The following is a 23,578-nucleotide window of genomic DNA, read 5'->3' as shown; positions in this document are numbered from 1 at the left end:
ACCTCTCCACAGCGAAACGATCAATGAATGCGGTCGAGACCCGTCAGGCCGGCCGAGAGCGCCCAGAGACGGGCCGCCGCGCCGTCGTCCGCCGGGCCTTCTCCGGCGACGCGGCAGTCGGCGCAGTAGTCACCGCCGCGCCCGTCGAGTTCGCGTGACGTGGCGGCCCAGACCAGCGTCGCCGCACCCTGCTCGGGTGCCCGGAACAGGCCGGGCGCCGAGTTGCCCTCGGCGTCGATCCAGCCGGCCGCGACCATCTCGCCGGCCGTGAGGTGCCGTTGCAGCGGAGTGCGGATCCAGCCGGGATTGACCGAGAACGCGTGGACCCCGTACGGACCCCCCAGCCGATCCAGGTGGCGGGCGAACAGGATGTTGGCGAGCTTCGACTGGGCGTAGGCGGCCCACTTGTCGTAGCCGCGGGTGAACTGCGGGTCGTCCCACCGGATGCGCCAGCCCGCGTCGTACCCGGAGGAGACCGAGACGACGCGGGCCGCGCCGGCGGCCGTGAGGGCGGGCCACAGCAGGTGCGTCAGCGCGTAGTGGCCCAGGTGGTTGACGGCGAACTGCGCCTCCCAGCCGGGCCCCACCCGGGTCTCGGGGCAGGCCATGATCCCGGCGCCGGCGATCAGGATGTGGAGGGGAGCCTGCCGGCGCAGGAACCGTTCGGCGAACGCCCGTACGGAATCAAGGTCGGCGAGGTCGAGTCGCTCGACCTCGGCCCTGTTGACGTCGGCGCCGTCGACGCCGGCGAGCGCCTGCCGCGCCGTCTCGGGCCGGCGCGCCGGGACGACGACGCGCGCCCCGGCCCCGGCGAGCGCGCGGGTGGCCGCGAGACCCAGGCCGGAGTATCCGCCGGTGACGACCGCGGTCCTGCCGGTCAGGTCGATCCCGGCCAGCACCTCGGCGGCCGTGCTGCCTGCGGCGATGGCGTGCTGTCCCGTGTCAGCTGTCGTGTCGCTGGTCATGGCGCAGACGCTAGGTGTTCGACCGAGGTCTAGGTCAACCGGTTACGATCACCGCGTGACGGCTGAGGTCCTCCATATCGGCGAGGTGGCCAGGCGCACCGGCCTGAGCGTGCACACGCTGCGGCTGTACGAGCGTGCGGGGCTGCTCGCGGGCGAGGTGCGGCGTGACGACGCCGGGCGGCGGGTCTACAGCGCCTGGGACGTCGAGTGGCTGGGCAACTGCGTGAAGTTCCGGGCCTCCGGCATGCCGCTGGCGGTGATCAGCCGGCTGGCCCGGCTCGTGCGCGAGGGCACCGGCAACGAAGCGGAACGGCTCGAGGTGCTGCGCGAGCACCAGCGCCGTGTCACCGAGCGGCTCGCGCAGCTACGGGACTGCCTCGATCTCATCGACGGCAAGGTGGCCGCCTACGAACGGCACCTCGCCGCCGACGGCACCGGAGAGCCCTGGCAGCGCCAGCCGGGGCCGGATCAGACGTTGAAGCGGAACTCCACGACGTCGCCGTCGCGCATGACGTAGTCCTTGCCCTCGATCCGGGCCTTGCCGGCGGCCCTGGCGGCGGTCATCGAGCCCGCCTCGACCAGGTCGTCGAACGAGATGACCTCGGCCTTGATGAACCCGCGCTGGAAGTCGGTGTGGATGACCCCGGCGGCCTCGGGGGCGGTGGCGCCCCGGCGGATCGTCCAGGCCCGCGCCTCCTTGGGCCCGGCCGTCAGGTAGGTCTGCAGGCCCAGCGTCTCGAACCCGACCCGGGCGAGCTGGGCGAGACCCGACTCCTCCTGGCCGACGGACTGCAGCAGCTCCAGCGCCTCGTCGTCGGGCAGCTCCACCAGCTCCGACTCGATCTTGGCGTCGAGGAACACGGCCTCGGCCGGGGCCACCAGCGCCGAGAGCTTGGCCCGCAGGTCCTCGTCGGTCAGCTCGTCCGCGTCGAGGTTGAAGACGTACAGGAACGGCTTGGCCGTGAGGAGGTGCAGCTCACGCAGGTCGGCGAGGTCGATGCCGGCGCCCTTGCCCCCGGCGTACAGGGTCGTGCCGGTGTCGAGGAGCTTCGCCGCGGCCTCGGCCGCCTCCAGCAGGACCTTGCGGTCCTTGTTGGTGCGCGCCTCCTTCTGCAGGCGGGGCACCGCCTTCTCGATCGTCTGCAGGTCGGCGAGGATCAGCTCGGTGTTGATGGTCTCGATGTCGCGCTGCGGCGACACCTCGCCGTCCACGTGGGTCACGTCGGGGTCGGAGAAGACCCGGATCACCTGGCAGATCGCGTCGGTCTCGCGGATGTTGGCGAGGAACTGGTTGCCCCGGCCCTGTCCCTCGGACGCGCCCTTCACCAGGCCGGCGATGTCGACGAACTCCACCTTGGCGGGCAGGATGCGGGCGGAGTTGTAGATCTCCCCCAGCGTGTTCAGCCGCGCGTCCGGGACGCCGACGATGCCGACGTTCGGCTCGATCGTGGCGAACGGGTAGTTGGCCGCCAGGGCGTTCCCGCTCTTGGTCAGCGCGTTGAAAAGCGTGGACTTACCGACGTTGGGAAGGCCGACGATGCCGATGCTCAGGCTCACGTACCACGAGTTTAGGGGCCTCGGCGGGTGCGCCGGACATCGGCGGCCTCGGCCCCCTCCTGGGCGCGCCTCCCCGTTTGGCACGCCAACGCCTGAAATCATCCAGACCGTGGATGTCGTGGCGCTCGTACTGGGACTCGCCGTCGGCCTGGTGACCGGTCTGGCCCTCGCCGGGATGCGGGCCGCGGGCCGTACGGCCGAGGCCGCCGCACGGGTGGCGGAGGCCGAGGCGAGGACGCGGGCGGCGGAGGACAAGGTCGCCTACGTCGAGAACCAGCTCACCGAGCGGTTCCAGGCCATCTCGGCCCACGCTCTCGACGTCGCCAACCTGCGCTTCCTCGAACTGGCCGAGAACCGGCTCAACACCACGAGGGCGGAGGCGGCCGGCGACCTCGACCAGCGCCGCCAGGCGGTCGAGAATCTGGTCGCGCCGCTGCGCGAGACGCTCGCCAAGGTGGAGAGCCAGCTCAGGGAGAGCGAGTCGGGCGCCCGCGCCGCCCGCGCCGAGCTGAGCAAGCAGATGGAGTTCGTACGGGAGAGCTCCGAACGGCTGAAGGCCCAGACGGACGCGCTGGTGCGGGCGCTCCAGCGGCCGGAGGCCCGGGGACGCTGGGGAGAGCTGCAGCTCCGGCGGGTGGCGGAGATCGCCGGGATGGCCCGGTTCTGCGACTTCGACGAGCAGGTCAGCGCCGTCACCCGCGATGGGCTGGTCCGTCCGGACATGGTGGTGCGGCTCAGCGGCGGCAAGAACGTCATCGTGGACGCGAAGGTGTCGCTCGCGGCCTACCTGGAGGCGGCCGAGAGCGCCGATCCCTCGTTCGCCTCGACCCGGCTCGACGCCCACGCGCGGCACCTGCGCGAGCACGTGGACCGGCTGGCGGCCAAGTCGTACTGGCAGGCGTTCAGCCCGTCGCCCGAGTTCGTGGTGCTGTTCATCCCCGGCGAGGCCTTCCTCGCGCCCGCGCTGGAGCGCGATCCCGGATTACTCGAGTACGCGATGCGGCGGCGCGTGCACATCGCCACCCCGACGACACTCGTGACGATGCTGCGCACCGCGCAGTACGCCTGGCAGCAGGCGGCGGTCAGCGAGAACGCCAAGGCGGTCTTCGACCTCGGCAAGGAGCTGTACGACCGGCTCGGCGGCCTCGGGCGGCACGTGGACACCCTGGGCAGGGCGCTCACCCGGGCCGTCACCGCGTACAACCAGACGGTCGGCAGCCTGGAGAGCCGCGTCCTGGTCAGCGCGCGAAGGATGAACGACCTCGGCCTCGTGGACTACTCGCTCGACGCCCCGGCGGCGGTGGAGGAGGTCCCCCGGCCGGTCGCGATCCCCGAACTCGAAGGTGAAGAGCGGGTAAGCTCCCCTCCCCCGCATCGTCAGAACGGTAAATTGGCGCGAGACTTGTCGTGAGGGGGGCCCGATGACAGGCACCGGTCGAGCCGGGCTGCGGCTGACCGCTCGGGGGGCGATCGTCATGCTCTTCGTGATCACCGTGGTGGGTCTCCTGCCGAAGCTGCCCGGGCCCGCGTTCGTGGCCGGCTGCCTCGCGGCCGTCCTGCTCGTACGGCCCCGCGATCTGCTGCCGCTGGTGGTGACGCCCCCGCTGGTCTTCTTCCTCGCGGCCCTGCTGGTGGAGCTGCTGCGGTCACTCGGGTCCGGCTCGATGCTCCCGACGTTCGGGCTCGGCATGTTCACGACGCTGTCGTCGGCCGCCCCGTGGCTGTTCGCCGGATCGGCGCTGGCGCTGGGCGTCGCCTGGGTGCGCGGCCTGCCCGACAACCTCAGGGAACTGCGTACGGGCGCCGTGCCCGAACCCGCCGGTACGGGGGGCGCCGCGAGGACCGGCACAAGGGCTGGGACGGCGGCCGGCACAGGGGTCGGCGGGACCCGCGCCACCGCGCCCGGCCGCGCCCGCAGGGGCCGCGGCCAAGCCTTCGACCCCGAGCCCGAGGGCTACTTCGAACCCCGCGTGTACGGCAAGGCGGCCGACGAATAGGCCGTACGCACGGCCGGTCGTCTCCGTAGTGGTCTGTAGTGGGGTGGGCGGGGTCGCCTACACGGCGCGGAGATCGCGGCGCAGCTCGTGGGGCAGGGCGAAGCGCATGCTCTCCTGCACCGACTCGACCTCCTCGACGTCGGTGAAGCCGAGGCCGGCGAGCTTGGCGAGCACGCCCTCCACCAGCTCCTCCGGCACCGACGCGCCGCTGGTGAGGCCGACCGTGCGGACGCCCTCCAGCCACTCCTCCCGTACGAAGGAGGCGTCGTCGACGAGGTAGGAGGCGGTGGCGCCGTAGTCCTTGGCCACCTCGACCAGCCGCTTGGAGTTGGACGAGTTGGTCGAGCCGACGACGATGACCAGGTCGGACTCCGCGGCGATCGCCTTGACGGCCGTCTGCCGGTTGGAGGTGGCGTAGCAGATGTCGTCGCTCGGCGGGTCGATGAGGTTCGGGAAGCGTGTCCGCAGCCGGGCCACGGTCTCGGTCGTCTCGTCCACCGACAGGGTCGTCTGGGAGAGCCAGACCACCTTCTCCGGGTCCCGGACGGACACCTCGCCGACGCCGTCGAGGCCGTCGACCAGCTGGATGTGCTCGGGGGCCTCCCCGGCGGTGCCCTCGACCTCCTCGTGCCCCTCGTGCCCGATGAGCAGGATGTCGTAGTCCTTGGCCGCGAACCTCTTGGCCTCGTTGTGCACCTTGGTGACCAGCGGGCACGTGGCGTCGATGGTCTTCAGCCGACGGCCGGCGGCCTCCTCGTGGACGGCCGGGGCGACGCCGTGCGCGGAGAACACGACGATCGCGCCCTCGGGGACCTCCTCGGTCTCCTCCACGAAGACGGCGCCGCGCTCCTCCAGCGTCTTCACGACGTGGGTGTTGTGCACGATCTGCTTGCGTACGTAGACGGGCGCGCCGTACTGCTCCAGCGCCCGCTCCACCGCCTGTACCGCTCGGTCGACTCCCGCGCAGTAGCCGCGGGGCTTGGCGACCAGGACACGGCGGGTCGCTGAGGTCTGCACGTCCATGTTCCTATGCTATGTGGAACGCGAGCCGCCTCTTGACCCTGGTCTTGCGAGACTGGGTGTACCTATACACATCTCCCCGGGAGCCGAAATGTCCGTCCTTAGGGCTATAACAAAACCTCTCCGCGACGCAATGGAGAGTGGGGAACGGCTGCGGGCGCTGCCGGTGCTCATGCTCCAGACCGCTCTGAACGGCGTCGGCCAGGCACTGCTGATCGGCGACAAGGTCAGGTCCCGGATCAAGCGCCTGGTCGTGGGTGAGGAAGAGGGGCCCGAGAAGACCGAGGCCCCGGACGCCGCCTCCCGCGACGAGCAGGCCGCGGAACCGGCGGCCACGCGCAGGGAGCCCGTCATCTTCGCACCCCGCCCGAGCAAGGCGGAGCGGGACGGCGAGAAGACCGTCGCGAGCGCACCGGCTCCCACTGCCGCCCCCACTACTGCGCCTACGCCCGCTCCGGCCGAGACCGAAGCGGTGCCGGCCCCCGAGGCCCAGGTCCAGGAATCCCTCAGCACCCCCAAGCCCGAGCCCACGCCCGAGACCCCGGCCGCTGAAGCCCCGGCACCCGAGACCACCGCCGAGACCACCGCCGAGACCGCGCAGGTCACGGAGGTCGCGGAGGCCGCCCCGGCGACGGAGCATGCGGAGACCCCACAGGGCACCGCCGCCACCGAGGTCGAGGCCGCGCCGGTGGCAGAGGTTACGGAGGCCGCGCAGGGCACCGAGGCAGAGGCCGAGGCCGCGACTACGGCTCCCGCGAAGAAGCCGCGCACCCGCCGCAAGCCCGCCGCCGAGACCACCACTGCGGAGGCCACCGAGGCCGCAGCAGAGACGGCGACGACTGAGGCGCCGGGCGGAGAGCCTGCCGAGGCCGCCGCACCCAAGCCCGCCCGGACCCGCAGGAAGACCACAGCGAAGACCACCGCGACGGCCCCGGAGAGCGCCGCCGAGGAGGCACCCGCGACCCTGGAGGGCGAGGGCGCCGCTCAACCCGCCGCCGAATCCGCCCTCGCAGCCGCAGTCGAAGCCGTGCCCGCGGCCCCTGCGAAGAAGCCGCGCACCCGCCGCAAGCCCGCCGCCGAGACCACCGCGGAGGCCACCGAGACCGCAGCAGAGACGGCGACGACCGAGGCGCCGGGCGGAGAGACTGCCGAGGCCGCCGCACCCAAGCCCGCCCGGACCCGCAGGAAGACCACCGCGAAGACCACCGCGACGGCCCCGGAGAGCGCCCCCGAGGATGCACCCGCGACGGCCGCCGGTGGCGACGGCGCCGCTCAGCCCGCCGCCGCGGAAACCACCGGCGCGCAGGCCACTGAGAGCGGCACCGAACCCGCCGTCTCCGAAGCCGCCGTGAGCGAGACCGCCGTGAGCGCAGGCGAGGGTGGGGGTGAGCAGGCGGAGCCGATGCCGGGTTACGCCAACCTCACCATCGCGTCGCTGCGGTCGAGACTGCGCGGCAAGTCTGCCGAGCAGGTGCACGCGCTGCTCGACTACGAGAAGGCGCACACGAACCGTCCCGAGGTGGTCCGCATGTTCCAGAACCGGCTGTCGAAGCTCCAGTCCGAGTCCTGAGCATCGGCCGCGTCCCGAGCGTCGGCTCCGTCCTGAGCACAGGCCGGGTGGCGAGTACGGGTCGCGAGTACAGGCGCGCCGTGAGCACATGCGGGTCATGAGCACAGGCCGGGTCGCAAGGCACAGGCCACATCGTGAGCACAAGCGGGTCGTGAGCGAGCGCAGGCCGGGTCGCGAGCACAAGCGGGTCGTGAGCACAGGCGGGTCGTGAGCACAGGTCACGTCCTGCTCACCGGCCGCGTCTTGCGCACTGGTGAGGTCGCGTACCGGCTAGGCCGCCGGTCCCGGAACTGTCGGGCGCTGCGGCTAGCCTGCGGGTGCGGCACGGCGAGCGTACGGTGGGCGATGACCGTGGGCGATGAGGTGGCGTGGGTCGCCTGGCCCAGGCGAGGAGGACTGGTTGAGCGCGAAGACGTCTCCGGAGGCGCCCCTGCCGATCAGGTCGGTGCTGCAGATGGTGGCCCAGTGGATCGGCAAGCTGGGCACCGTCTGGGTCGAGGGGCAGATCACCGAGCTGACGGCACGTGGCGGCACCGTCTTCCTGACCCTGCGCGACCCGGTGGCGAACGTCTCGGCGCGGGTCACCTGCGCCCGGGGCGTCTACGAGGCCAGCGTGCCGCGCCCGGTGGACGGCGCGCGCGTGGTGGTGCACGTCAAGCCGGACTTCTGGGTCAACAGAGGGTCGTTCGCCTTCACCGCCCTGGAGATCCGCCCGGTGGGGATCGGCGAGCTGCTGGCCCGGCTCGAACGGCTGCGGCAGGTGCTGGCGGGCGAGGGCCTGTTCAACGTGGACCGGAAGCGACGGCTGCCGTTCCTGCCGGGGACGGTCGGGCTCATCTGCGGGCGCGACTCCGCCGCCGAGCGTGACGTGCTGGAGAACGCCCGCCGCCGCTGGCCCGCCGTACGGTTCCGGGTGGAGCAGGTCGCCGTGCAGGGGCCGTACGCGGTGGGCGAGGTGACCGAGGCGCTGCGCAGGCTGGACGCCGACCACGAGGTCGATGTGATCGTCATCGCCAGGGGCGGCGGCTCGCTGGAGGACCTGCTGCCCTTCTCCGACGAGTCGCTGGTTCGGGCCGTGGCGGCCTGCCGTACGCCCGTGGTGAGCGCGATCGGCCACGAGCAGGACAGCCCGCTGCTGGATCTCGTGGCAGACGTGCGCGCCTCCACCCCGACGGACGCGGCCAAGAAGGTCGTGCCCGATGTGGGCGAGCAGCTCACCCTGGTCCACCAGCTGAGGGACCGGGGCCGCCGGGTGCTGCGCGGCTGGGTCGAGCGGGAGCTGTCCTGGCTGGAGTCCGTGCGCTCGCGGCCGTCGCTCGCCGATCCGGTGCGGGAGCTCGACCGGCGGGCCGAGCAGGTCGACGCGCTGCGCGAGCGGTCCCGGCGGTGTCTTTCCGCCTCCCTGGACCGCTCGGCCGACTCGCTCGAACACCTCACGGCCCGGCTCGTGACGCTCTCCCCCGCCGCGACCCTGGAACGCGGTTACGCCATCGCGCAGCGCCCGTCGGGCGAGGTCGTCCGCCTGGCGGCCGACGTCAAGCCGGGAGACGCGCTCACCATCCGCTTCTCCGACGACCGCGTCACGGTGACCGCCGACCCCGACGCCCCGCCCGCCTGACGGCCGACCGGCCGCCAGGCGGGCAGGCGGGTGTCAGAGGGCGAGCCGGACACCGTACGCGTCGAGCCAGGCGTTCACCTGGAGCAGCCCTTCGAGGGCCGTACGGGAGCCCTGGAGACTGACGGCGCCCACCGGCTGGGCGAGGATGCTCCGCACCTTGGCAGTGTCGATCAGGCAGCCGATGGCCGGCTCTCCGCTCAGCAGGTCGGCCACGGCGGCGCGCAGCGCGTGCTCGTACGCCGGGTCCTGGGTGGAGGGATAGGGCACCTTGCGCCGTTCGACCACAGACCGGGGCAACACGTCGGCCGTCGCGGCGCGCAGCAGGCTCTTCTCGTGGCCGTCGAAGGTCTTCATGGCCCAGGGGGCGTTGAAGACGTAGTCGACCAGGCGGTGGTCGCAGAACGGCACGCGGACCTCCAGCCCCACGGCCATGCTCATGCGGTCCTTGCGGTCCAGCAGGACCTGCACGAACCGGGTCAGGTGCAGGTAGCTGATCTCCCGCATCCGCTTCTGCAACCCGGTCTCCCCCGGCACCCGGGGCACCTCGGCCAGCGCCCGCTGGTAGCTGTCGGCGCGGTAGGCCGGGACGTCGAGCTTGTGCAGCAGTTCCTCGTTCAGAAACTCGCCCCGGGTGCTCAGGCCGGTCTGGGTCTGCGCGGCGGCGAGCCACGGGAAGGTGTGCGCGCCGACCGCCGCCGGGTCGTGGAACCACCGGTATCCGCCGAACACCTCGTCGGCGGACTCCCCCGACAGCGCGACCGTCGAGCGCTCCCTGATCGCCTTGAAGAGCAGGTAGAGCGAGGTGTCCATGTCGCCGATGCCGAGCGGCAGGTCTCTCGCGCGCAGCACGGCCGCGCGCACGGCCGGGTCCATCAGGTCGGCCGAGTCCAGCACGATGTCCGTGTGGTCGGAGCCCACGTGCCGCACCACGTCGCGTACGTACGGCGTGTCGGCGGTGTCGCGCATGTCGTCGGGCTGGAAGTTCTCGGCGTAGCCGCTGAAGTCGACCGAGAACGATCGCACCGTGCCCCGGCCGCGCAGCGCGCGGGCCGCGAGGGCGGTGATCGCGCTGGAGTCGAGGCCGCCGGACAGCAGCGTGCACAGCGGCACGTCGGAGATGAGCTGCCGCGCGACGATGTCGTCGAGCAGCTCGCGGATGGTCCGGATGGTCGTCGGCAGGTCGTCGGTGTGCTCGCGGGCCTCCAACTGCCAGTAGCGGCGCTTGCTCAGCCCCTCGCGGCGCACCTTGACCACCTGGCCGGGCCGCACCTCGTGCATGCCGCGGAAGACCGCGTTCTCCGGAGTCTTCACGAAGGCGAGGATCTCCCGCAGGCCGTCGGCGTCGACGACCCGCTCGGCGAGCGGGTTGGCCAGGATCGCCTTGGGCTCCGAGCCGAACAGCGCCCCGTCGGGCGTCGGGTAGTAGTAGAGGGGCTTGATGCCCATGCGGTCACGCACGAGCAGCAGTTCCTCGCGGCGGGTGTCCCAGATCGCGAAGGCGTACATGCCGTTGAGCCGGGCGACGAAGTCGTCGCCCCATTCGAGGTACGCCCGCAGGACGACCTCGGTGTCGCTCCTGGTCCGGAAGGCGTGGCCGAGCCGTACGAGCTCGTCGCGCAACTCCTGGAAGTTGTAGACCTCGCCGCTGTAGGTAAGGGCGGCCAGGACCCCTCCGTCGGCTTCGGCGGTCATCGGCTGGCGTCCGCCCTCGATGTCGATGACGGCGAGCCGCCGGTGACCGAACGCGACGTGCGGCGCGAGCCAGGCTCCCTCGGCGTCCGGCCCCCGGCACGCCATCGTGTCCGTCATCGCCTGGACGGTCTGCCGCTCCTCTCGGAGGTCCCGTCCGTAGTCCACCCAGCCACTGATTCCGCACATGGAGACGACCTCCCGGTCCAGAGCTCCCGCAGATGGTTAGTACACCTAAGTAACTACCCAATCAGGACTTTTATGCCCAAATCGGGCATCGCTATGAGGCCACGAAGTGTCGGCCCCGGCCTCTAAGGTAGGTGACGTGAGCGAGGACAGGCAGACTCCCCCGCGGGAAGGACAGGCTTCCGCGCAGGATGGGGAGACACCGTCGTACGAGCAGGCCCGCGAGCAGCTGACCGACGTGGTGCGGCGGCTGGAGAACGGCGGCCTCACGCTGGAGCAGTCGATCGAGCTGTGGGAGCGGGGCGAGCGGCTGGCCGCGGTCTGTGAGGAGTGGCTCCAGGGCGCGCGCGCCAAGCTCGCCGCCGCGATGGCCCAGCGGCAGGAACCCCAGCCGGGCGCCCCAGAGGACGCCCCCTTCTGACCCCGCCCCTCCATGCGCGCCGCCTCGCCCCGTCCCGGCAGGACGCCCCCGGGGTGCCGCGCTTCGCCGCGCTCTGGGCCGTCCTCAGGCCGTCGCGAGGAGATCAGCCGGTCGTCGCGACCGGCGAGGCCGAGGGCACGGGGGTGGGCGTGGGCTGTGGGGCGAGGGTGTGGACGAGGGCGCTCAGTTCGCTCCAGCCGGCCGTTCCGGTGACGACCACCGCGTGATCGGGGAGAACGCGGACCAGCGACCGCTGGTTCTTGTCCGGCCGCACCCGCTCCTCCCAGGTCACGCCGTCGATCTGGCGGCTTCCGCCGGGCTTGTCGGTGTTGGTCATCCGGTTGACGAAGCCCGCGATCGGGCGCTCGTCGCTCTGGGCGACCATCGCGTGCTCCCGCTCGCCGGTCGCGAAGCCCAGCCGCCACGTCACGACGCCGCCGTCCTGGGTCAGACGCGAGCTGTTGGGCACCCAGTTCGCCGGGACCTGCCTCGGCGCCACGACCTCGTACGGAGCCGTGCGGACCGCGTTGGCCTGGTCGATGCCGTACTGCACCCGGGGGATGTGCTCGGTGCGGCTCTGCGGCGTGACGAGCAGGAACAATCCCACGCCGGCGATGCAGACGAGGAGCGCGAACGCGTAGCCGTAGAAACCCTGGGTGAATCGTCCCACGTCACGCCACGTTAGCCGTCAGGGTGGCCGCCCGCCGTACCGGCGGTCAGGGATGCCGGATATTGCCAATGATGCGAAGAGCGTCCTCGGCCATCCTCCGGGCCGCCTCCGGGTCGTCGGACAATGTCACCTCCTGCACGACCGCCGCGAGGGCGCCGGTGACGACCAGGACCAGTGCGTCCTCGTGCTCGAACAGGGCGGCGGTGCGCCTGGCCCACTGCCGGAGCCGTTCCCGCATGACGACCTCGAACCCGGGCGGCGCGTCACCCCGCAGGAAGAGCGCGGCGAGGTCGCGCTCGGCGAGGCAGCCCTCCAGGTAGGCGCGGGCGGCGGCGAGGAACTGGGGCATCGGGTCGGTCTCCCCCGCCGCCCTCGCGTCCTGCACGGCCTGCCGGGTGCGCTGGGCCTGACGCTTCTGGAACTCCTCGAACAACGTGAGATAGAGGTCGGCCTTGCCCGAGAAGTGGTGGTAGAGACTCCCGACGCTGGCACCGGCCCGGGCCACGACCTCGGTCACGCCGGCCTCCGCGAAGCCGCTGGTGACGAAGGTCTCCTTGGCGGCGTCCAGGAGCGCGACCCTCGTCGCCGCCCCGCGGTCCGACGCACGCGTCGCGAGAGGCCGCTCAGGTTGTCGTACTGGGGGTTGCCCGATGTCGCCGCTCATGCGGCGACGATATCCCCGCCCGTCGTCCACGACCGTCACTTCCCGTGGCGCACGCCGCGAACGGCCTCCCACCTGGCCGGACAGGTTCAGACCAATCGGACAAGAGCACCCTTCGCACACTACGATCGCCCATAGTGGGCTTGCGACGTGAGGGGATCAATGGCTGATCACGTACCGGCGGCACTGGCGGCGGGAGAACGCGCGCCCGACCGCAACCTGGCTCTCGAACTGGTGAGGGTGACCGAGGCGGCGGCGATGGCCGCGGCCCGCTGGGTGGGGCGCGGGGACAAGAACGGCGCGGACGGCGCCGCCGTCAACGCCATGCGCCAGCTGATCAACACGGTCTCGATGAAGGGCGCCGTGGTGATCGGCGAGGGCGAGAAGGACAACGCCCCGATGCTGTACAACGGCGAGCGGGTCGGCGACGGGACCGGGCCCGAGTGCGACGTGGCCGTGGACCCGATCGACGGCACCCGGCTGTGCGCGCTCGGCATGAACAACGCGATCTCCGTGATCGCGGTGAGCGAGCGCGGCTCGATGTACGACCCCTCCGCGGTCTTCTACATGGAGAAGCTCGTCACCGGTCCGGAGGCGGCCGGGCAGGTGAACATCGACGCTCCGGTGGCCGACAACATCCGGGCCGTGGCGCGGGCCAAGGGCGCCAAGCCGTCCGACGTGACCGTGGTGATCCTGGACCGGCCCCGGCACGAGCGCGTCGTCAAGGAGATCCGGGAGACCGGGGCCCGCATCCGTTTCATCACCGACGGCGACGTGGCCGGCGCGATCATGGCCGCCCGCACCGGCACTGGCGTCGACCTCATGCTCGGCATCGGCGGCACCCCGGAGGGCATCGTCGCCGCATGCGCGCTCAAGTGCATGGGCGGGGTGATCCAGGGCAAGCTGTGGCCGCGCGACGACGACGAGCGCCTCCGGGCCCTCGACGCCGGGCTCGACCTGAACCGGGTGCTCACCACCGACGACCTCGTACGCTCCGACGACGTGTTCTTCGCCGCCACGGGCATCACCGACGGCGAGCTGATGCACGGCGTACGGTTCCAGGGCGGCGCGGCGGTGACGCACTCCCTCGTGATGCGGGGACGTTCCGGGACGATCCGGAAGATCGAGAGCGAGCACCAGCTCTGGAAGCTCGGCGCCTACAGCGCGATCAACTTCGACACGGCCGTCTGAACCAGGCTCACCGGCCGAACAGGCGGCGGCGGGGGCGTTTCGGCGAACGGGCGACGACCTTGCCGCCGAAGACGAACCCGGCGAGCTCGATCACGGGCGCGTCCGGCGCGTGGCCGGTCGCGCCCGGCGGGAGCCGCACCTCGTTCCGGAAGGACCGCACGCGAGCGTCCGGGGCGGTCACGATCCGCACGCCTTCGGGAACCGTCAGGTTGACCGTGCCGGCCATGACGGCGAGCTGGACCACCACGTGCCGCGACTGGAGCAGCGCCTCGCACAGGTCCATCGAGACCGTGCCGCCCAGCGACGTCACCGGGATCTGCGAGGGCACCACCCACCGGCCGCCGCGCGTCTCCGTACGGAAGAAGGCGGTGACGGGACGGCTGTCCATGCGGAACGGCTGGCTCTCCGGCGGCAGCAGGTCCAGGGTCAGCTCGGCCAGCTCGCCGAGGGTCCGGGCGGCCCAGACGCGCTCCACCCGTTCCTCGTGCTCCAGCGGGGTCAGGCGACCGTCGATGACGGCGTCCGTCAGCACCGTGACGACCCGCTCCCGGTCGGCGTCCGACGCGCGCATCAGCCCGGGATCGGGCGCGGCGGGACCGCCCGAGGTGCCGGGAGCGCGCGACGCGAGGAAGGTGGTGATCCACTTCGCGGCTGAGGACTCGCTGCTCACATCTTCGAGGGTATGCGGTCCGCGGCGCGCCTCCCAGTCTCCGGCCGTTCCGACCATTGACCGGGCGCGGCGCGGCTCCTACGCTGGCGAAAACCTGAACTGTCCTCATGTTCGTGGAGGCCCAATGTCCGTGAGGGTCGCCGTCCGCGGGACTCGCCGCCTGTGTGCGCACGCTCGGGGGCACGGTGCCCACGCCGCGTGACCGGCGGGCCCGGCTCGCCGCCTTCGCGGTGTTCGCCGTCCAGGGCCTCACCTTCGCCACGCTGCTCACCCAGGTGGCCACGCTGCAGCGCAAGCATGGTCTCACCGACGGCGAGCTGTCCATCCTGCTCCTGGTCGTGCCGGTGATCGCGGGCGGCGGGAGCGTGCTCGCGGGCGCCGCCGCCTCCCGGTACGGCAGCCGCCTGGTGCTGCGCCTCGCGCAGCCGCTCGCCTGCGCGGCCGTGGTGCTCGCCGGGCTCGCGCCGAACGTCCCCGCGCTCGTCGTGGCGAACGTCCTGTTCGGCCTCGGCCTGGGCGGGGTGGACGCGGGCATGAACATGCAGGGCGTGGCGGTCGAGCGGGAGTACGGCCGGGCGGTGCTCACCGGATTCCACGCGCTGTGGAGCGCGGCGGCGGTCGCCGGCGCGGTGTGGGCGTCGGCGGCGGCCGGGATCGGCCTCGGGCTGCCCGCCACCTTCGCGATCGCCCTCGTCCCGGCCGTCGCCGTCGCGCTGGTCGCCTCGGCCTGGCTCTACCTCCCGGGCGAGGAGCACCGCCACCGTGCCGGGTCCCCGGCGGAGGAGACGACGGCCAAGGTGAAGGTGGCGTGGCGTCCCATCATTCCCCTCTGCCTCGCGATGGCGTTCCTCTACGTGGGCGACTCGTCGATCTCCAACTTCGGCTCCGTCTTCATGGACCGGGTCGTGCACGCCGCCACGCCCGTGATCCCGCTGGCCCTCGGGGCGTACCAGCTCACGACGTTCCTCGTCCGCGTCGGGGGCGATCTCGCGGTGCGCAGGTTCGGCTCCGCGGCGATCGTGCGCGCGGGCGGCGCCGTCGCGACGCTGGGCTTCGTCGCCATCGTGGCGGCTCCGTCGGCGCCCGCGGCCATCGCGGGCTTCGCCCTCACCGGGATCGGCCTGTCGGTGGTCGCCCCGCAGTCGTTCAGCGCGGCCGGCCGCCTCGACCCGGCGGGCACGGGCGTGGCCATCGCCCGGGTCAACATGTTCAACTACGTGGGGTTCGTCGTCGGCGCCGCCCTCGTCGGCGGCATCGCCGACGCCTCCGGCTACCAGGTCGCCTTCGCCGCGCCGCTCGTGCTGGCCGCCGCGATCATCCTGCTCGCCCGGGGCTTCCAGCCGCGTACGGCCGGGAGCGCCGCCACGACGGCCCCTATCGCGTCCTGACGCCCTCGGCCATCGCGCGCACGGCCTCCCGGACGCGGTGGGCGGGCAGGCGGGCGAACCCGATCACGAGCCCCGCCGGCCGCCCTTCCGCCGCCCCGAGGGCCGGGGTCGCGACCTCGGCCGACAGGCCGGACGCCCGGGCCGCCTCGGCCAGGCCGGACGCGTCCGTCCCTTCGGTCTCGGGGTCCGTCACCGCGTAGAGGTGCAGCCCGGCCGAGATGCCGCGTACGGCGAGCCGGGGCAGGTGCTCGGCGAGCGCGCCGACGAGCGCGTCCCTGCGCCGCCGGTACTCCCTGCGCATCCGGCGCAGGTGCCGGTCGTACGCGCCACTGGCGATCAGGTGGGCGAGCGCGTACTGCTCGATGACCGGAGAACCGAGGTCGAACTCCTCACGCGCGAGCCGTACGGCGCGGGCGAGGCCGGGCGGCGCGGCGATCCAGCCGAGCCGCAGCCCCGGGGCGAGGGCCTTGCTCACGCTGCCCGCGAGCACGACCCGGCCGGGCGCGAGCCCCTGCAGGCACCCGACGGGATCGCGGTCGAAGCGGAACTCGGCGTCGTAGTCGTCCTCCAGCACGAGGGCGCCGGTGCGGGCGGCCCAGGCGATCAGGGCGGCGCGGCGGCCCGGGGACAGCACCACACCGGTGGGGTACTGGTGCGCGGGGGTCACCAGCACGGCGTCGGCCTCGGCCGGGAGGTCCCCGACGACGATCCCCTCCCCGTCGACGCGCACCGGGACGAGCCGCGCCCCGGTCCGGCGGAGCAGCGGAAGCTGCCGCTCGCTCGTCGGGTCCTCGACGGCCAGCACGACGTCGCGGCCCCGCTCGCGGGCCAGGGCGTGCAGGACGAGGCTGAGCCCCTGGGCCATCCCGGTCAGGACCACGACGTCGTCCGGCGTCACGTCGGCGGCGCGCACCCGTCCCAGGTACGCCGCGAGCTCACGGCGCAGGGCGGGCACTCCCCCGGGATCGCCGTAGTCGAGCGCGTCGTTCGGCAGCGTGGCGAGGACGTGTCGGACGGCCGCGAGCCAGGCCTGCCGGGGGAAGGCGCCGAGGTCCGGCGACGTGGGCCGGTGCCCGTAGTGGGGCCGGCCCTCCCCCTCCCGCCCGGCCGGCTCCACGGCGGCGTGCCGCCCGGCCCCCGCCGCGACCCGGGTCCCGGCGCCGGTCCGGCTTTCGAGCACCCCCTCGGCCACGAGCTGCTCGTACGCCTCCACGACGACGCCGCGCGACAGGCCGAGATCGCGGGCGAGGTCACGGGTGGCCGGCAGGCGGGCGCCCGGGCCGAGCCGCCCGGAGCGCACCGCCTCGCGCACCTCGTGGGCGATCTGCGCGGCGAGCCCGCCGCCGCTCCGGTCGACCACCAGGTGAAGATCGGCCATTGGACCACCATAACGCCGTCCGATTGGACCAGTGGCGGGGACCAAGGACTTCCTAGGATCGCCAGACGTGAACACCTATACGACGGGGGCCGCGGGGGCGATGTTCCTCGTGGGGACGCTGGCCGCGGTCTCCGGCGCGATCGCGGACTATCCGGTCTACGGCGGCCAGGCGCTCCGCTACGCCCTCGCCGCCGTTGTCCTGCTCGCCGCCGCCCGCGCACGCGGCCTCGGCCCCGTACGGCTCCGGCCGCGGCAGTGGGGGCTGCTCGCCACGTTGTCGCTGACGGGGCTGGCGCTGTTCAACGTGTGCGTCGTCGAGGCGGCCCGGGCGTCCGGCCCCGCGCTGCCCGGCATCGTCCTCGGCACCGTGCCGCTGGCGCTCGCCCTCGTGGGCCCGATGGCCACGGGCGGGCGGCCGTCCCCGCGCGTCGTCGGGGCGGGGCTGGTGGTGGCCGCCGGGGCCCTTCTCGCGACGGGCGCCGGCAGCGGGAACCTGCCCGGCCTGCTGTGGTCGCTCGGCGCGCTCGCCTGCGAGCTGTGCTTCTCGCTGCTGGCCCTGCCGCTGCTGCCGGTGATCGGGCCCGTGCGGCTGTCGGCCTGGTCGGCCGTGCTCGCCGTGCCGCTCCTGCTGGCCGCCGGGCTGGCCCTGGACGGCCGGAACGTGCTGCGGACGCCCACCCCGGCCGAGGCGGCGGGCCTCGCCTACCTCGCGCTCATCGTGACGACCGTGGCGTTCTTCCTGTGGTACCGCTCGCTGCCCCGCCTGGGGCCCGACCGGGCCGGGCTGTTCGCCGGGATGGTCCCCGTCGGGGCGATCACCACGGCCGCCCTCCTCGGGATCGCCGTCCCCACCCCGGCCGATCTCGCCGGAGCGGCCCTCGTCGTCAGCGGAATCGCTCTCGGGCTCCGTTCACCCCGGCCTCGGCGTCCGGAGACGGGGGCCGCGAGCCGTCCTGCGAGCCGTCGCGCGAACGGTCACGCGCGGCGCCGGACGGAACCAACCAGGTCATCTCGCCCTCTCTGACCTGCCGCAGCACGAGCGCGAGCAGCGACAGCGCCAGGGCCACGAGGATGCCGATCGCGAATATGATCATTACGATGACTTCGCCGTTCATGGCCCCTCCTCTCGTTCCGTCTCGATTATCCCGCTTTGTGCGCATATCGTCTGGTTGAATTTCTTCAAAACCTACTCATGCCCCGGGCATGATGACCATCGCTCGTTCGCCGTACCCTGTGCAGGGACCCGTACGCTGTGCAGGGACACGGACAGGACATGGACGGCCCGCGCGGCGGGCGCGCCCGACGAGGCAGACCACGAGGACCGAGGACGATGCCGGAGTTCGACTACACCGACCTGCTCCCGCTGGGACCCGACGAGACGGAATACCGCCTGATCACCAGCGAGGGGGTGCGGGTCGTCGAGGCGGCCGGGCGCAGGTTCCTGGAGGTCGAGCCGGAGGCGCTGCGGCTGCTCACCGAGACCGCGATCCACGACATCTCGCACTATCTGCGCGCGTCCCACCTGGCCCAGCTCCGCAAGATCGTGGACGACCCCGAGTCCAGCGGCAACGACCGCTTCGTGGCCCTCGACCTGCTGAAGAACGCGAGCATCTCGGCCGGCGGCGTGCTGCCGATGTGCCAGGACACCGGCACCGCGATCGTGATGGGCAAGCGCGGCCGGCACGTGCTGACCGACGGCCGCGACGCCGAGCACCTCAGCCGGGGCGTGTACGACGCCTACACGCGGCTCAACCTGCGTTACTCGCAGATGGCGCCGCTGACGATGTGGGACGAGAAGAACACCGGCTCCAACCTGCCGGCGCAGATCGAGCTGTACGCCGAGGACCCGAACGGCCACCCGGACGAGTACAAGTTCCTCTTCATGGCCAAGGGCGGCGGCTCGGCCAACAAGTCGTTCCTCTACCAGGAGACGAAGGCGGTGCTCAACGAGAAGCGGATGCTCGCCTTCCTGGAGGAGAAGATCCGCTCGCTCGGCACCGCCGCCTGCCCGCCGTACCATCTGGCGATCGTCGTGGGCGGCACCAGCGCCGAGTACGCGCTGAAGACGGCGAAGTACGCCTCGGCCCGCTATCTGGACTCCATCCCTGCCGAGGGCTCGGCGAGCGGCCACGGATTCCGCGACCTGGAGATGGAGAAGAAGGTCTTCGAGCTGACCCAGAAGCTGGGCATCGGCGCGCAGTTCGGCGGCAAGTACTTCTGCCACGACGTGCGGGTGATCCGGCTGCCGCGGCACGGCGCGTCCTGCCCGGTCGCGATCGCGGTGAGCTGCAGCGCGGACCGGCAGGCGCTGGCGAAGATCACGCCCGAAGGGGTGTTCCTCGAACAGCTGGAGACCGACCCCGCCCGGTTCCTCCCCGACACCACCGACGAGCACCTCGGCGGCGACGTGGTGAGCATCGACCTGAACCGCCCGATGCCGGAGATCCTCGCCGAGCTGAGCAGATATCCGGTGAAGACGCGGCTGTCGCTCACCGGGCCGCTCGTGGTCGCCCGCGACATCGCGCACGCGAAGATCGCCGAGCGGCTCGACTCCGGCGAGGACATGCCGCAGTACATGAAGGACCACGCCGTCTACTACGCCGGCCCGGCCAAGACCCCCGAGGGCTACGCGTCCGGCTCCTTCGGCCCCACGACGGCGGGCCGGATGGACTCGTACGTCGAGCGTTTCCAGGCGGCGGGCGGCTCGATGGTGATGCTGGCCAAGGGCAACCGGTCCAAGCAGGTCACCGAGGCGTGCCACAAGTACGGCGGCTTCTACCTCGGCTCCATCGGCGGCCCTGCCGCCCGACTGGCCCAGGACTGCATCAAGAAGGTTGATGTCCTGGAATATCCGGAGCTGGGAATGGAGGCGGTCTGGAAAATCGAGGTCGTCGACTTCCCCGCCTTCATCGTCGTCGACGACAAGGGCGCCGACTTCTTCACCGACACCACCGGGCCCGTCCTTACCATCGGACGCCGCTGACTCTACGGGGACGTTGTCAGGATCTTTGACAGAAGATCTCAACAATTTCCCGGCATGGTCTCTACAGGTCGCATGGCACAAATCGGTAAGCTGCCCCTCATGCGTGCGCCGTCCGGATACCTGCTAGCCGCGCGCTATCGGCTTATCGAGCCGGTCGGGCGCGGCGGCATGGGCACAGTGTGGCGGGCGCGTGACGAACTGCTCGACCGCGAGGTGGCGGTCAAGGAGGTGCGGCTTCCGCTGGTCCTCGACGAGGACCTGCGGGCGGAGCTGTGCGCGCGCACCGAGCGCGAGGGCCGGGCGACCGCCATGGTCGCCCACCCCTCGGTCATCACGGTCTTCGACGTCATCACCGAGGACGACCGGCCGTGGATCGTGATGGAACTGCTCCGGGCGCGGTCGCTCGAGGAGCTCATCCGCCAGGAGGGCCCGCTGCCGCCTCGCCGGGTCGCCGACATCGGGCGGCAGGTCCTCGGCGCGCTGCGGGCCGTGCACGGCAAGGGCATCCTGCACCGCGACGTGAAGCCCAGCAACGTGCTGGTCACCGACGACGACCGGGCGGTGCTGACCGACTTCGGGCTGGCCGCCCTGGAGGGCGACGCGTCCATCACCCAGGCGGGGATAGTGCTCGGCTCCGCCGGATACATCTCCCCCGAACGCGTCCTCGGCGACCGGGCGAGCCCGGCCGCCGACCTGTGGTCGCTCGGGGCGACCCTCTACACCGCCGTCGAGGGGCGCGGCCTCCACGGCCGCCGTACGGCGGCGGCGGCGCTCGCGGCGCTGACCAGCGGGGCGCCCATCCCGATGGAGAAGGCCGGCCCGCTGGCGCCGGTCCTGCGGGGGCTGCTGCAGATCGACCCGGCCGCCAGGATCGACGGCGTGCGCGCCGCGCACGTCCTGTCCAGGGTCGCGGCCGGAGGCGTGGTCGACGATCCGCTCGCCTCTCCCTTCCGCGGCGGACGGCCCTCGCCGCCGCCCACCGCGCCCGCTCCGCCGAGCAGCCGCAAGCCGCCGCACCGCAACCCGCCCCGGGGGCAGCACCGGGGCCAGCACCGCGCCGAGTCGCGACCGGCGCCCAAGGTGACTCCACGCGACCGCGACTCCGGGCCGCACCGGCAGTCGGGGCCGTACGGCCAGCCGTACCAGGCGGGCGGGGCGTACGATCCGTCCGGCTCCTACGAGGTGTACGGCCCGAGCGGCTCGTCGTTCCCGCCTGCCGGCCAGTACGGGCAGACCGGGCCCTACGGCCAGTCCTACGGCCAGTCGGGGTCCTACGGCCAGACCGGGCCGTACGGGCACAGCGGTCAGTTCCGGCACAGCGGACCGCACACCTTCTACGGACAGTCGGGCCGGCACCTCGCCTATCCCCGCGATCTGGGCAGCGCTGGTGACGTCGCGGCCGTGCCGTCACAGCGGCGGCGGCCGAGCGAGGGGCTGCACCGCAAGCCGCCGGAGCCGGCTTTCCAGCAGGTCGTGCGCATCCCCATGATGCGGCACGTGGCCAAGATGATCAAGATCCTGCTGCCGCGACGGTACTGGCCGAGGATTTTTATCAAGTAACAGGAAAGCGCTTTTCAAGGCGGAATCGCTATCTTTCTTCTCATGCCGGAACAGCATGGGCGGATGCTCGCTGAGCGCTACGAGCTACGCGTCCGCATCGGTCGGGGCACCATGGGCACGGTCTGGCGAGCGTACGACCGGTCGCTGGACCGGGAGATCGCGGTCAAGGAGATCCGCCAGGATCCGGCACTCAGCCCTCGGCAACGCCAGGAACTGCGCGAACGCATGCTGCGTGAGGGCCGCATGGCGGCCCGCGTCAGCCATCCCTCCGTCGCCACGATCCACGACGTCATCCTGGCCGACGGCATCCCGTGGATCATCATGGAACTGGTCGAGGGCCGGTCGCTGGAGCAGGTGATCGACGAGGAGGGGCCGCTGCCGCCACGCCTGGTGGCGGAGATCGGCTGCGACCTGCTCAGCGCGCTGCGGGCCGCGCACGCGCAGCACATCCTGCACCGGGACGTGAAACCGGCGAACGTCCTGCTGACCGAGACGGGCCGGGTCGTCCTGACCGACTTCGGCATCGCCAAGGCCCTCGGCGACACCGCCCTCACGCAGACGGGCATGGTCATCGGCTCCCCGGGATACACCGCCCCGGAGCGGGCGCGAGGTGATCACACCGGCCCGGAGTCGGACCTGTGGTCGCTCGGCGCGACGCTGTACTTCGCCGTCGAGGGACGACCGGCGTACGAACGGGCCACGGTGGGCGAGACGCTCGCGGCGCTGATGACCGAGAGCGCCGACCCGCCCGCGCAGGCCGGGCCGCTGCGCCCGGTGCTGGAGGGGCTGCTGGAGAAGGACCACAGGGCGCGCCTCACGCCCGAACGCGCCGCCGCGATGCTCCGGATGATCGCCGACACGCCCACAGGTGCCTCACCCGCCCCCGCCCAGGCTCCCTCCGCCCGGCCGGCACCCGCCGCCTCGTCTCTCGCGGACGTCCCGTCAGACGTGACTCCAGCCGACGTGAGTCCCGGCAGCGCGAGTCCGCCCGGCGCGACTCCGGGCAACACGGCTCCGGGCGGCGTGGCCCCGGACCGCGTGGCCCCTGGCAGCGCGAGTCCCGGCGGCGAGGCTCCGGGCGGTGTGCTGGGTGGTTACGAGGAGGATGCGAACCGCACCATGGTCGTGGCCCGCCCGACGGGCGTGCCGCGGGTGCCTCCTCCTCCGCCACGCCCCGAGCCCGGTTCCGATCCCGCCGGCAGGCACGAGACCACCGTCCCCGGCAGGCTGCCGGGGACGACCGGCCGGGGGCCGGCCGCGGCCCCCGCCCCTGCCTCCGATCGCACCGCCGAGGGCAACGCCACCGGTCGCGACGCGGCAGGCGACACCGGTTACGGGCACAGCAGCACAGGACACGGAGGCGCAGGAGACAGAGGCGCAGGGCAGCGCGGCGCGGGGAGCGTCTCCCTGCCCGCCGGGCAACCTCCGATGCATCCCGGCCCACACACCGGGCAATCGCCGGCGCACCCCGGTCCACACGCAGGTGCATCCGCCAGCCCAGCCGCCGGCCCACATCCCGGGCCACACGCAGGCCCACACTCTGGCCCGCATTTCGGCCCGCATCCCTCGGCGCATCCTGACGGTCCCGGGGTTCCCGAGCCCGGAAGCCCCTCCTGGCCCGGCGGCCTGGGCGGCAATTCCGGGGGTCCGGGCGGTCCGCTGGAGGGCCCCGGGGGTCCTGGGGGGCCGGGGGACGGCGTACCGGGGTCGAGCAGCCTGGGCACGGACCTGTTCGCGATGCGCGGCCCCTCCAGCCCGGACCCCGGCACGCGGGTGCGGGTGCTGGTGACGATGGGAGTCGTGCTCGCCGGCCTCGTGGTGCTGATTCTGCTGGCCGTCGTGTTCTTCGCGAAATGAGACGTCTTCACCAAATGAGACGGCGGCCGCGGTGGGGACACCGCGGCCGCCGTCTGGGGGCGAGGCCTTACTCGGAGGAGAAGGCGGCGTCGAAGGCCGCGTCGGGTGGGGTGATGGCGTTGAGCGAGCGGATGTAGGCCAGGGACTCGGGTGCGCCGTGCAGCCGGTCCATGCCCGCGTCCTCCCACTCGATGGAG

The 23,578-nt window shown here is 72.5% G+C and carries 20 protein-coding genes and 1 pseudogene; 12 read left to right on the top strand and 9 right to left on the bottom strand.

What is annotated here, in order from left to right; translation table 11 throughout:
* Positions 1–20: 20 nt before the first annotated feature.
* Positions 21–965 (bottom strand): SDR family NAD(P)-dependent oxidoreductase, encoded by a 945-nt coding sequence (locus tag F5972_RS28790; RefSeq protein ID WP_150937841.1) that lies wholly within the window; start codon positions 963–965, stop codon positions 21–23.
* Positions 966–1,020: 55 nt separating this feature from the next.
* Here F5972_RS28790 and F5972_RS28785 point away from each other — a divergent pair, with 55 nt between their 5' ends.
* Positions 1,021–1,482: a MerR family transcriptional regulator gene (locus F5972_RS28785; protein WP_225311988.1), complete on the top strand. Its 462-nt coding sequence runs from the start codon at positions 1,021–1,023 to the stop codon at positions 1,480–1,482.
* Here the strand turns inward: F5972_RS28785 and ychF are convergent.
* Entirely contained in the window at positions 1,434–2,522 is a 1,089-nt protein-coding gene (gene ychF / locus F5972_RS28780) for a redox-regulated ATPase YchF (protein WP_150937836.1), read from the bottom strand. The two genes, F5972_RS28785 and ychF, sit on opposite strands and share 49 nt — an antisense overlap.
* Positions 2,523–2,631: 109 nt before the next feature.
* Between ychF and F5972_RS28775 the strand changes: the two genes are divergently transcribed.
* Both F5972_RS28775 and F5972_RS28770 read left to right on the top strand, forming a co-directional pair.
* On the top strand, positions 2,632–3,933 hold the full coding sequence (locus F5972_RS28775; protein ID WP_150937834.1) for a DNA recombination protein RmuC: 1,302 nt from the start codon (positions 2,632–2,634) through the stop codon (positions 3,931–3,933).
* A gap of 10 nt (positions 3,934–3,943) precedes the next feature.
* Positions 3,944–4,519 (top strand): DUF6542 domain-containing protein, encoded by a 576-nt coding sequence (locus F5972_RS28770; protein ID WP_150937832.1) that lies wholly within the window; start codon positions 3,944–3,946, stop codon positions 4,517–4,519.
* A 57-nt stretch (positions 4,520–4,576) separates the two neighbouring features.
* Here the strand turns inward: F5972_RS28770 and F5972_RS28765 are convergent, their stop codons facing one another.
* Positions 4,577–5,542 (bottom strand): 4-hydroxy-3-methylbut-2-enyl diphosphate reductase, encoded by a 966-nt coding sequence (locus F5972_RS28765; RefSeq protein WP_150937830.1) that lies wholly within the window; start codon positions 5,540–5,542, stop codon positions 4,577–4,579.
* Between the two features lie 130 nt (positions 5,543–5,672).
* Between F5972_RS28765 and F5972_RS28760 the strand changes: the two genes are divergently transcribed.
* Both F5972_RS28760 and xseA read left to right on the top strand, forming a co-directional pair.
* Positions 5,673–7,109 carry a hypothetical protein gene (locus F5972_RS28760; RefSeq protein ID WP_150937828.1) on the top strand — a complete coding sequence of 479 codons (1,437 nt, stop codon included), beginning with the start codon at positions 5,673–5,675 and terminating at the stop codon, positions 7,107–7,109.
* Positions 7,110–7,509: 400 nt separating this feature from the next.
* On the top strand, positions 7,510–8,727 hold the full coding sequence (gene xseA / locus F5972_RS28755; protein ID WP_150937826.1) for an exodeoxyribonuclease VII large subunit: 1,218 nt from the start codon (positions 7,510–7,512) through the stop codon (positions 8,725–8,727).
* Positions 8,728–8,760: 33 nt separating this feature from the next.
* Here the strand turns inward: xseA and asnB are convergent, their stop codons facing one another.
* A complete protein-coding gene (gene asnB, locus F5972_RS28750; RefSeq protein ID WP_150937824.1) occupies positions 8,761–10,605 on the bottom strand; it encodes an asparagine synthase (glutamine-hydrolyzing) in 1,845 nt (614 codons plus the stop codon).
* Positions 10,606–10,741: 136 nt separating this feature from the next.
* Here asnB and F5972_RS28745 point away from each other — a divergent pair, with 136 nt between their 5' ends.
* On the top strand, positions 10,742–11,023 hold the full coding sequence (locus F5972_RS28745; RefSeq protein ID WP_150937822.1) for an exodeoxyribonuclease VII small subunit: 282 nt from the start codon (positions 10,742–10,744) through the stop codon (positions 11,021–11,023).
* Positions 11,024–11,126: 103 nt separating this feature from the next.
* Here F5972_RS28745 and F5972_RS28740 read toward each other — a convergent pair whose 3' ends face one another.
* A complete protein-coding gene (locus F5972_RS28740) occupies positions 11,127–11,693 on the bottom strand; it encodes a DUF4245 domain-containing protein (RefSeq protein ID WP_150937820.1) in 567 nt (188 codons plus the stop codon).
* 46 nt (positions 11,694–11,739) lie between these two features.
* Entirely contained in the window at positions 11,740–12,357 is a 618-nt protein-coding gene (locus F5972_RS28735) for a TetR/AcrR family transcriptional regulator (protein ID WP_150937818.1), read from the bottom strand.
* A gap of 159 nt (positions 12,358–12,516) precedes the next feature.
* Between F5972_RS28735 and glpX the strand changes: the two genes are divergently transcribed.
* Positions 12,517–13,545: a class II fructose-bisphosphatase gene (glpX, locus tag F5972_RS28730; protein WP_150937816.1), complete on the top strand. Its 1,029-nt coding sequence runs from the start codon at positions 12,517–12,519 to the stop codon at positions 13,543–13,545.
* 7 nt (positions 13,546–13,552) lie between these two features.
* Here glpX and F5972_RS28725 read toward each other — a convergent pair whose 3' ends face one another.
* Positions 13,553–14,215 carry a DUF1707 SHOCT-like domain-containing protein gene (locus tag F5972_RS28725; RefSeq protein ID WP_225311987.1) on the bottom strand — a complete coding sequence of 221 codons (663 nt, stop codon included), beginning with the start codon at positions 14,213–14,215 and terminating at the stop codon, positions 13,553–13,555.
* Positions 14,216–14,379: 164 nt separating this feature from the next.
* Here F5972_RS28725 and F5972_RS28720 point away from each other — a divergent pair, with 164 nt between their 5' ends.
* On the top strand, positions 14,380–15,603 hold the full coding sequence (locus tag F5972_RS28720) for an MFS transporter (protein ID WP_225311986.1): 1,224 nt from the start codon (positions 14,380–14,382) through the stop codon (positions 15,601–15,603).
* Here F5972_RS28720 and pdxR read toward each other — a convergent pair.
* On the bottom strand, positions 15,590–16,981 hold the full coding sequence (gene pdxR / locus F5972_RS28715; protein ID WP_150937812.1) for a MocR-like pyridoxine biosynthesis transcription factor PdxR: 1,392 nt from the start codon (positions 16,979–16,981) through the stop codon (positions 15,590–15,592). The two genes, F5972_RS28720 and pdxR, sit on opposite strands and share 14 nt — an antisense overlap.
* A gap of 67 nt (positions 16,982–17,048) precedes the next feature.
* Here pdxR and F5972_RS28710 point away from each other — a divergent pair, with 67 nt between their 5' ends.
* The 4 genes from F5972_RS28710 to F5972_RS39015 all read left to right on the top strand — a co-directional run bounded on the left by F5972_RS28710 (position 17,049) and on the right by F5972_RS39015 (position 23,381).
* Entirely contained in the window at positions 17,049–18,005 is a 957-nt protein-coding gene (locus F5972_RS28710; protein WP_225311985.1) for a DMT family transporter, read from the top strand.
* A 306-nt stretch (positions 18,006–18,311) separates the two neighbouring features.
* Positions 18,312–19,964: a fumarate hydratase gene (locus tag F5972_RS28705; RefSeq protein WP_150937810.1), complete on the top strand. Its 1,653-nt coding sequence runs from the start codon at positions 18,312–18,314 to the stop codon at positions 19,962–19,964.
* A 99-nt stretch (positions 19,965–20,063) separates the two neighbouring features.
* Positions 20,064–21,524 (top strand): serine/threonine-protein kinase, encoded by a 1,461-nt coding sequence (locus tag F5972_RS28700; RefSeq protein WP_150937808.1) that lies wholly within the window; start codon positions 20,064–20,066, stop codon positions 21,522–21,524.
* A gap of 42 nt (positions 21,525–21,566) precedes the next feature.
* Positions 21,567–23,381 carry a serine/threonine-protein kinase gene (locus F5972_RS39015; protein ID WP_150937806.1) on the top strand — a complete coding sequence of 605 codons (1,815 nt, stop codon included), beginning with the start codon at positions 21,567–21,569 and terminating at the stop codon, positions 23,379–23,381.
* Positions 23,382–23,448: 67 nt separating this feature from the next.
* Here F5972_RS39015 and F5972_RS28690 read toward each other — a convergent pair.
* Positions 23,449–23,578 (bottom strand): annotated as a pseudogene (locus F5972_RS28690) (sugar phosphate isomerase/epimerase); the annotation flags it as partial.

The sequence above is a fragment of the Microbispora cellulosiformans genome, from assembly GCF_008728085.1.
Lineage (GTDB): Bacteria > Actinomycetota > Actinomycetes > Streptosporangiales > Streptosporangiaceae > Microbispora > Microbispora amethystogenes.
Note: the sequence above shows the minus strand (reverse complement) of the source record. Positions and strands in the feature narration are given on the sequence as shown.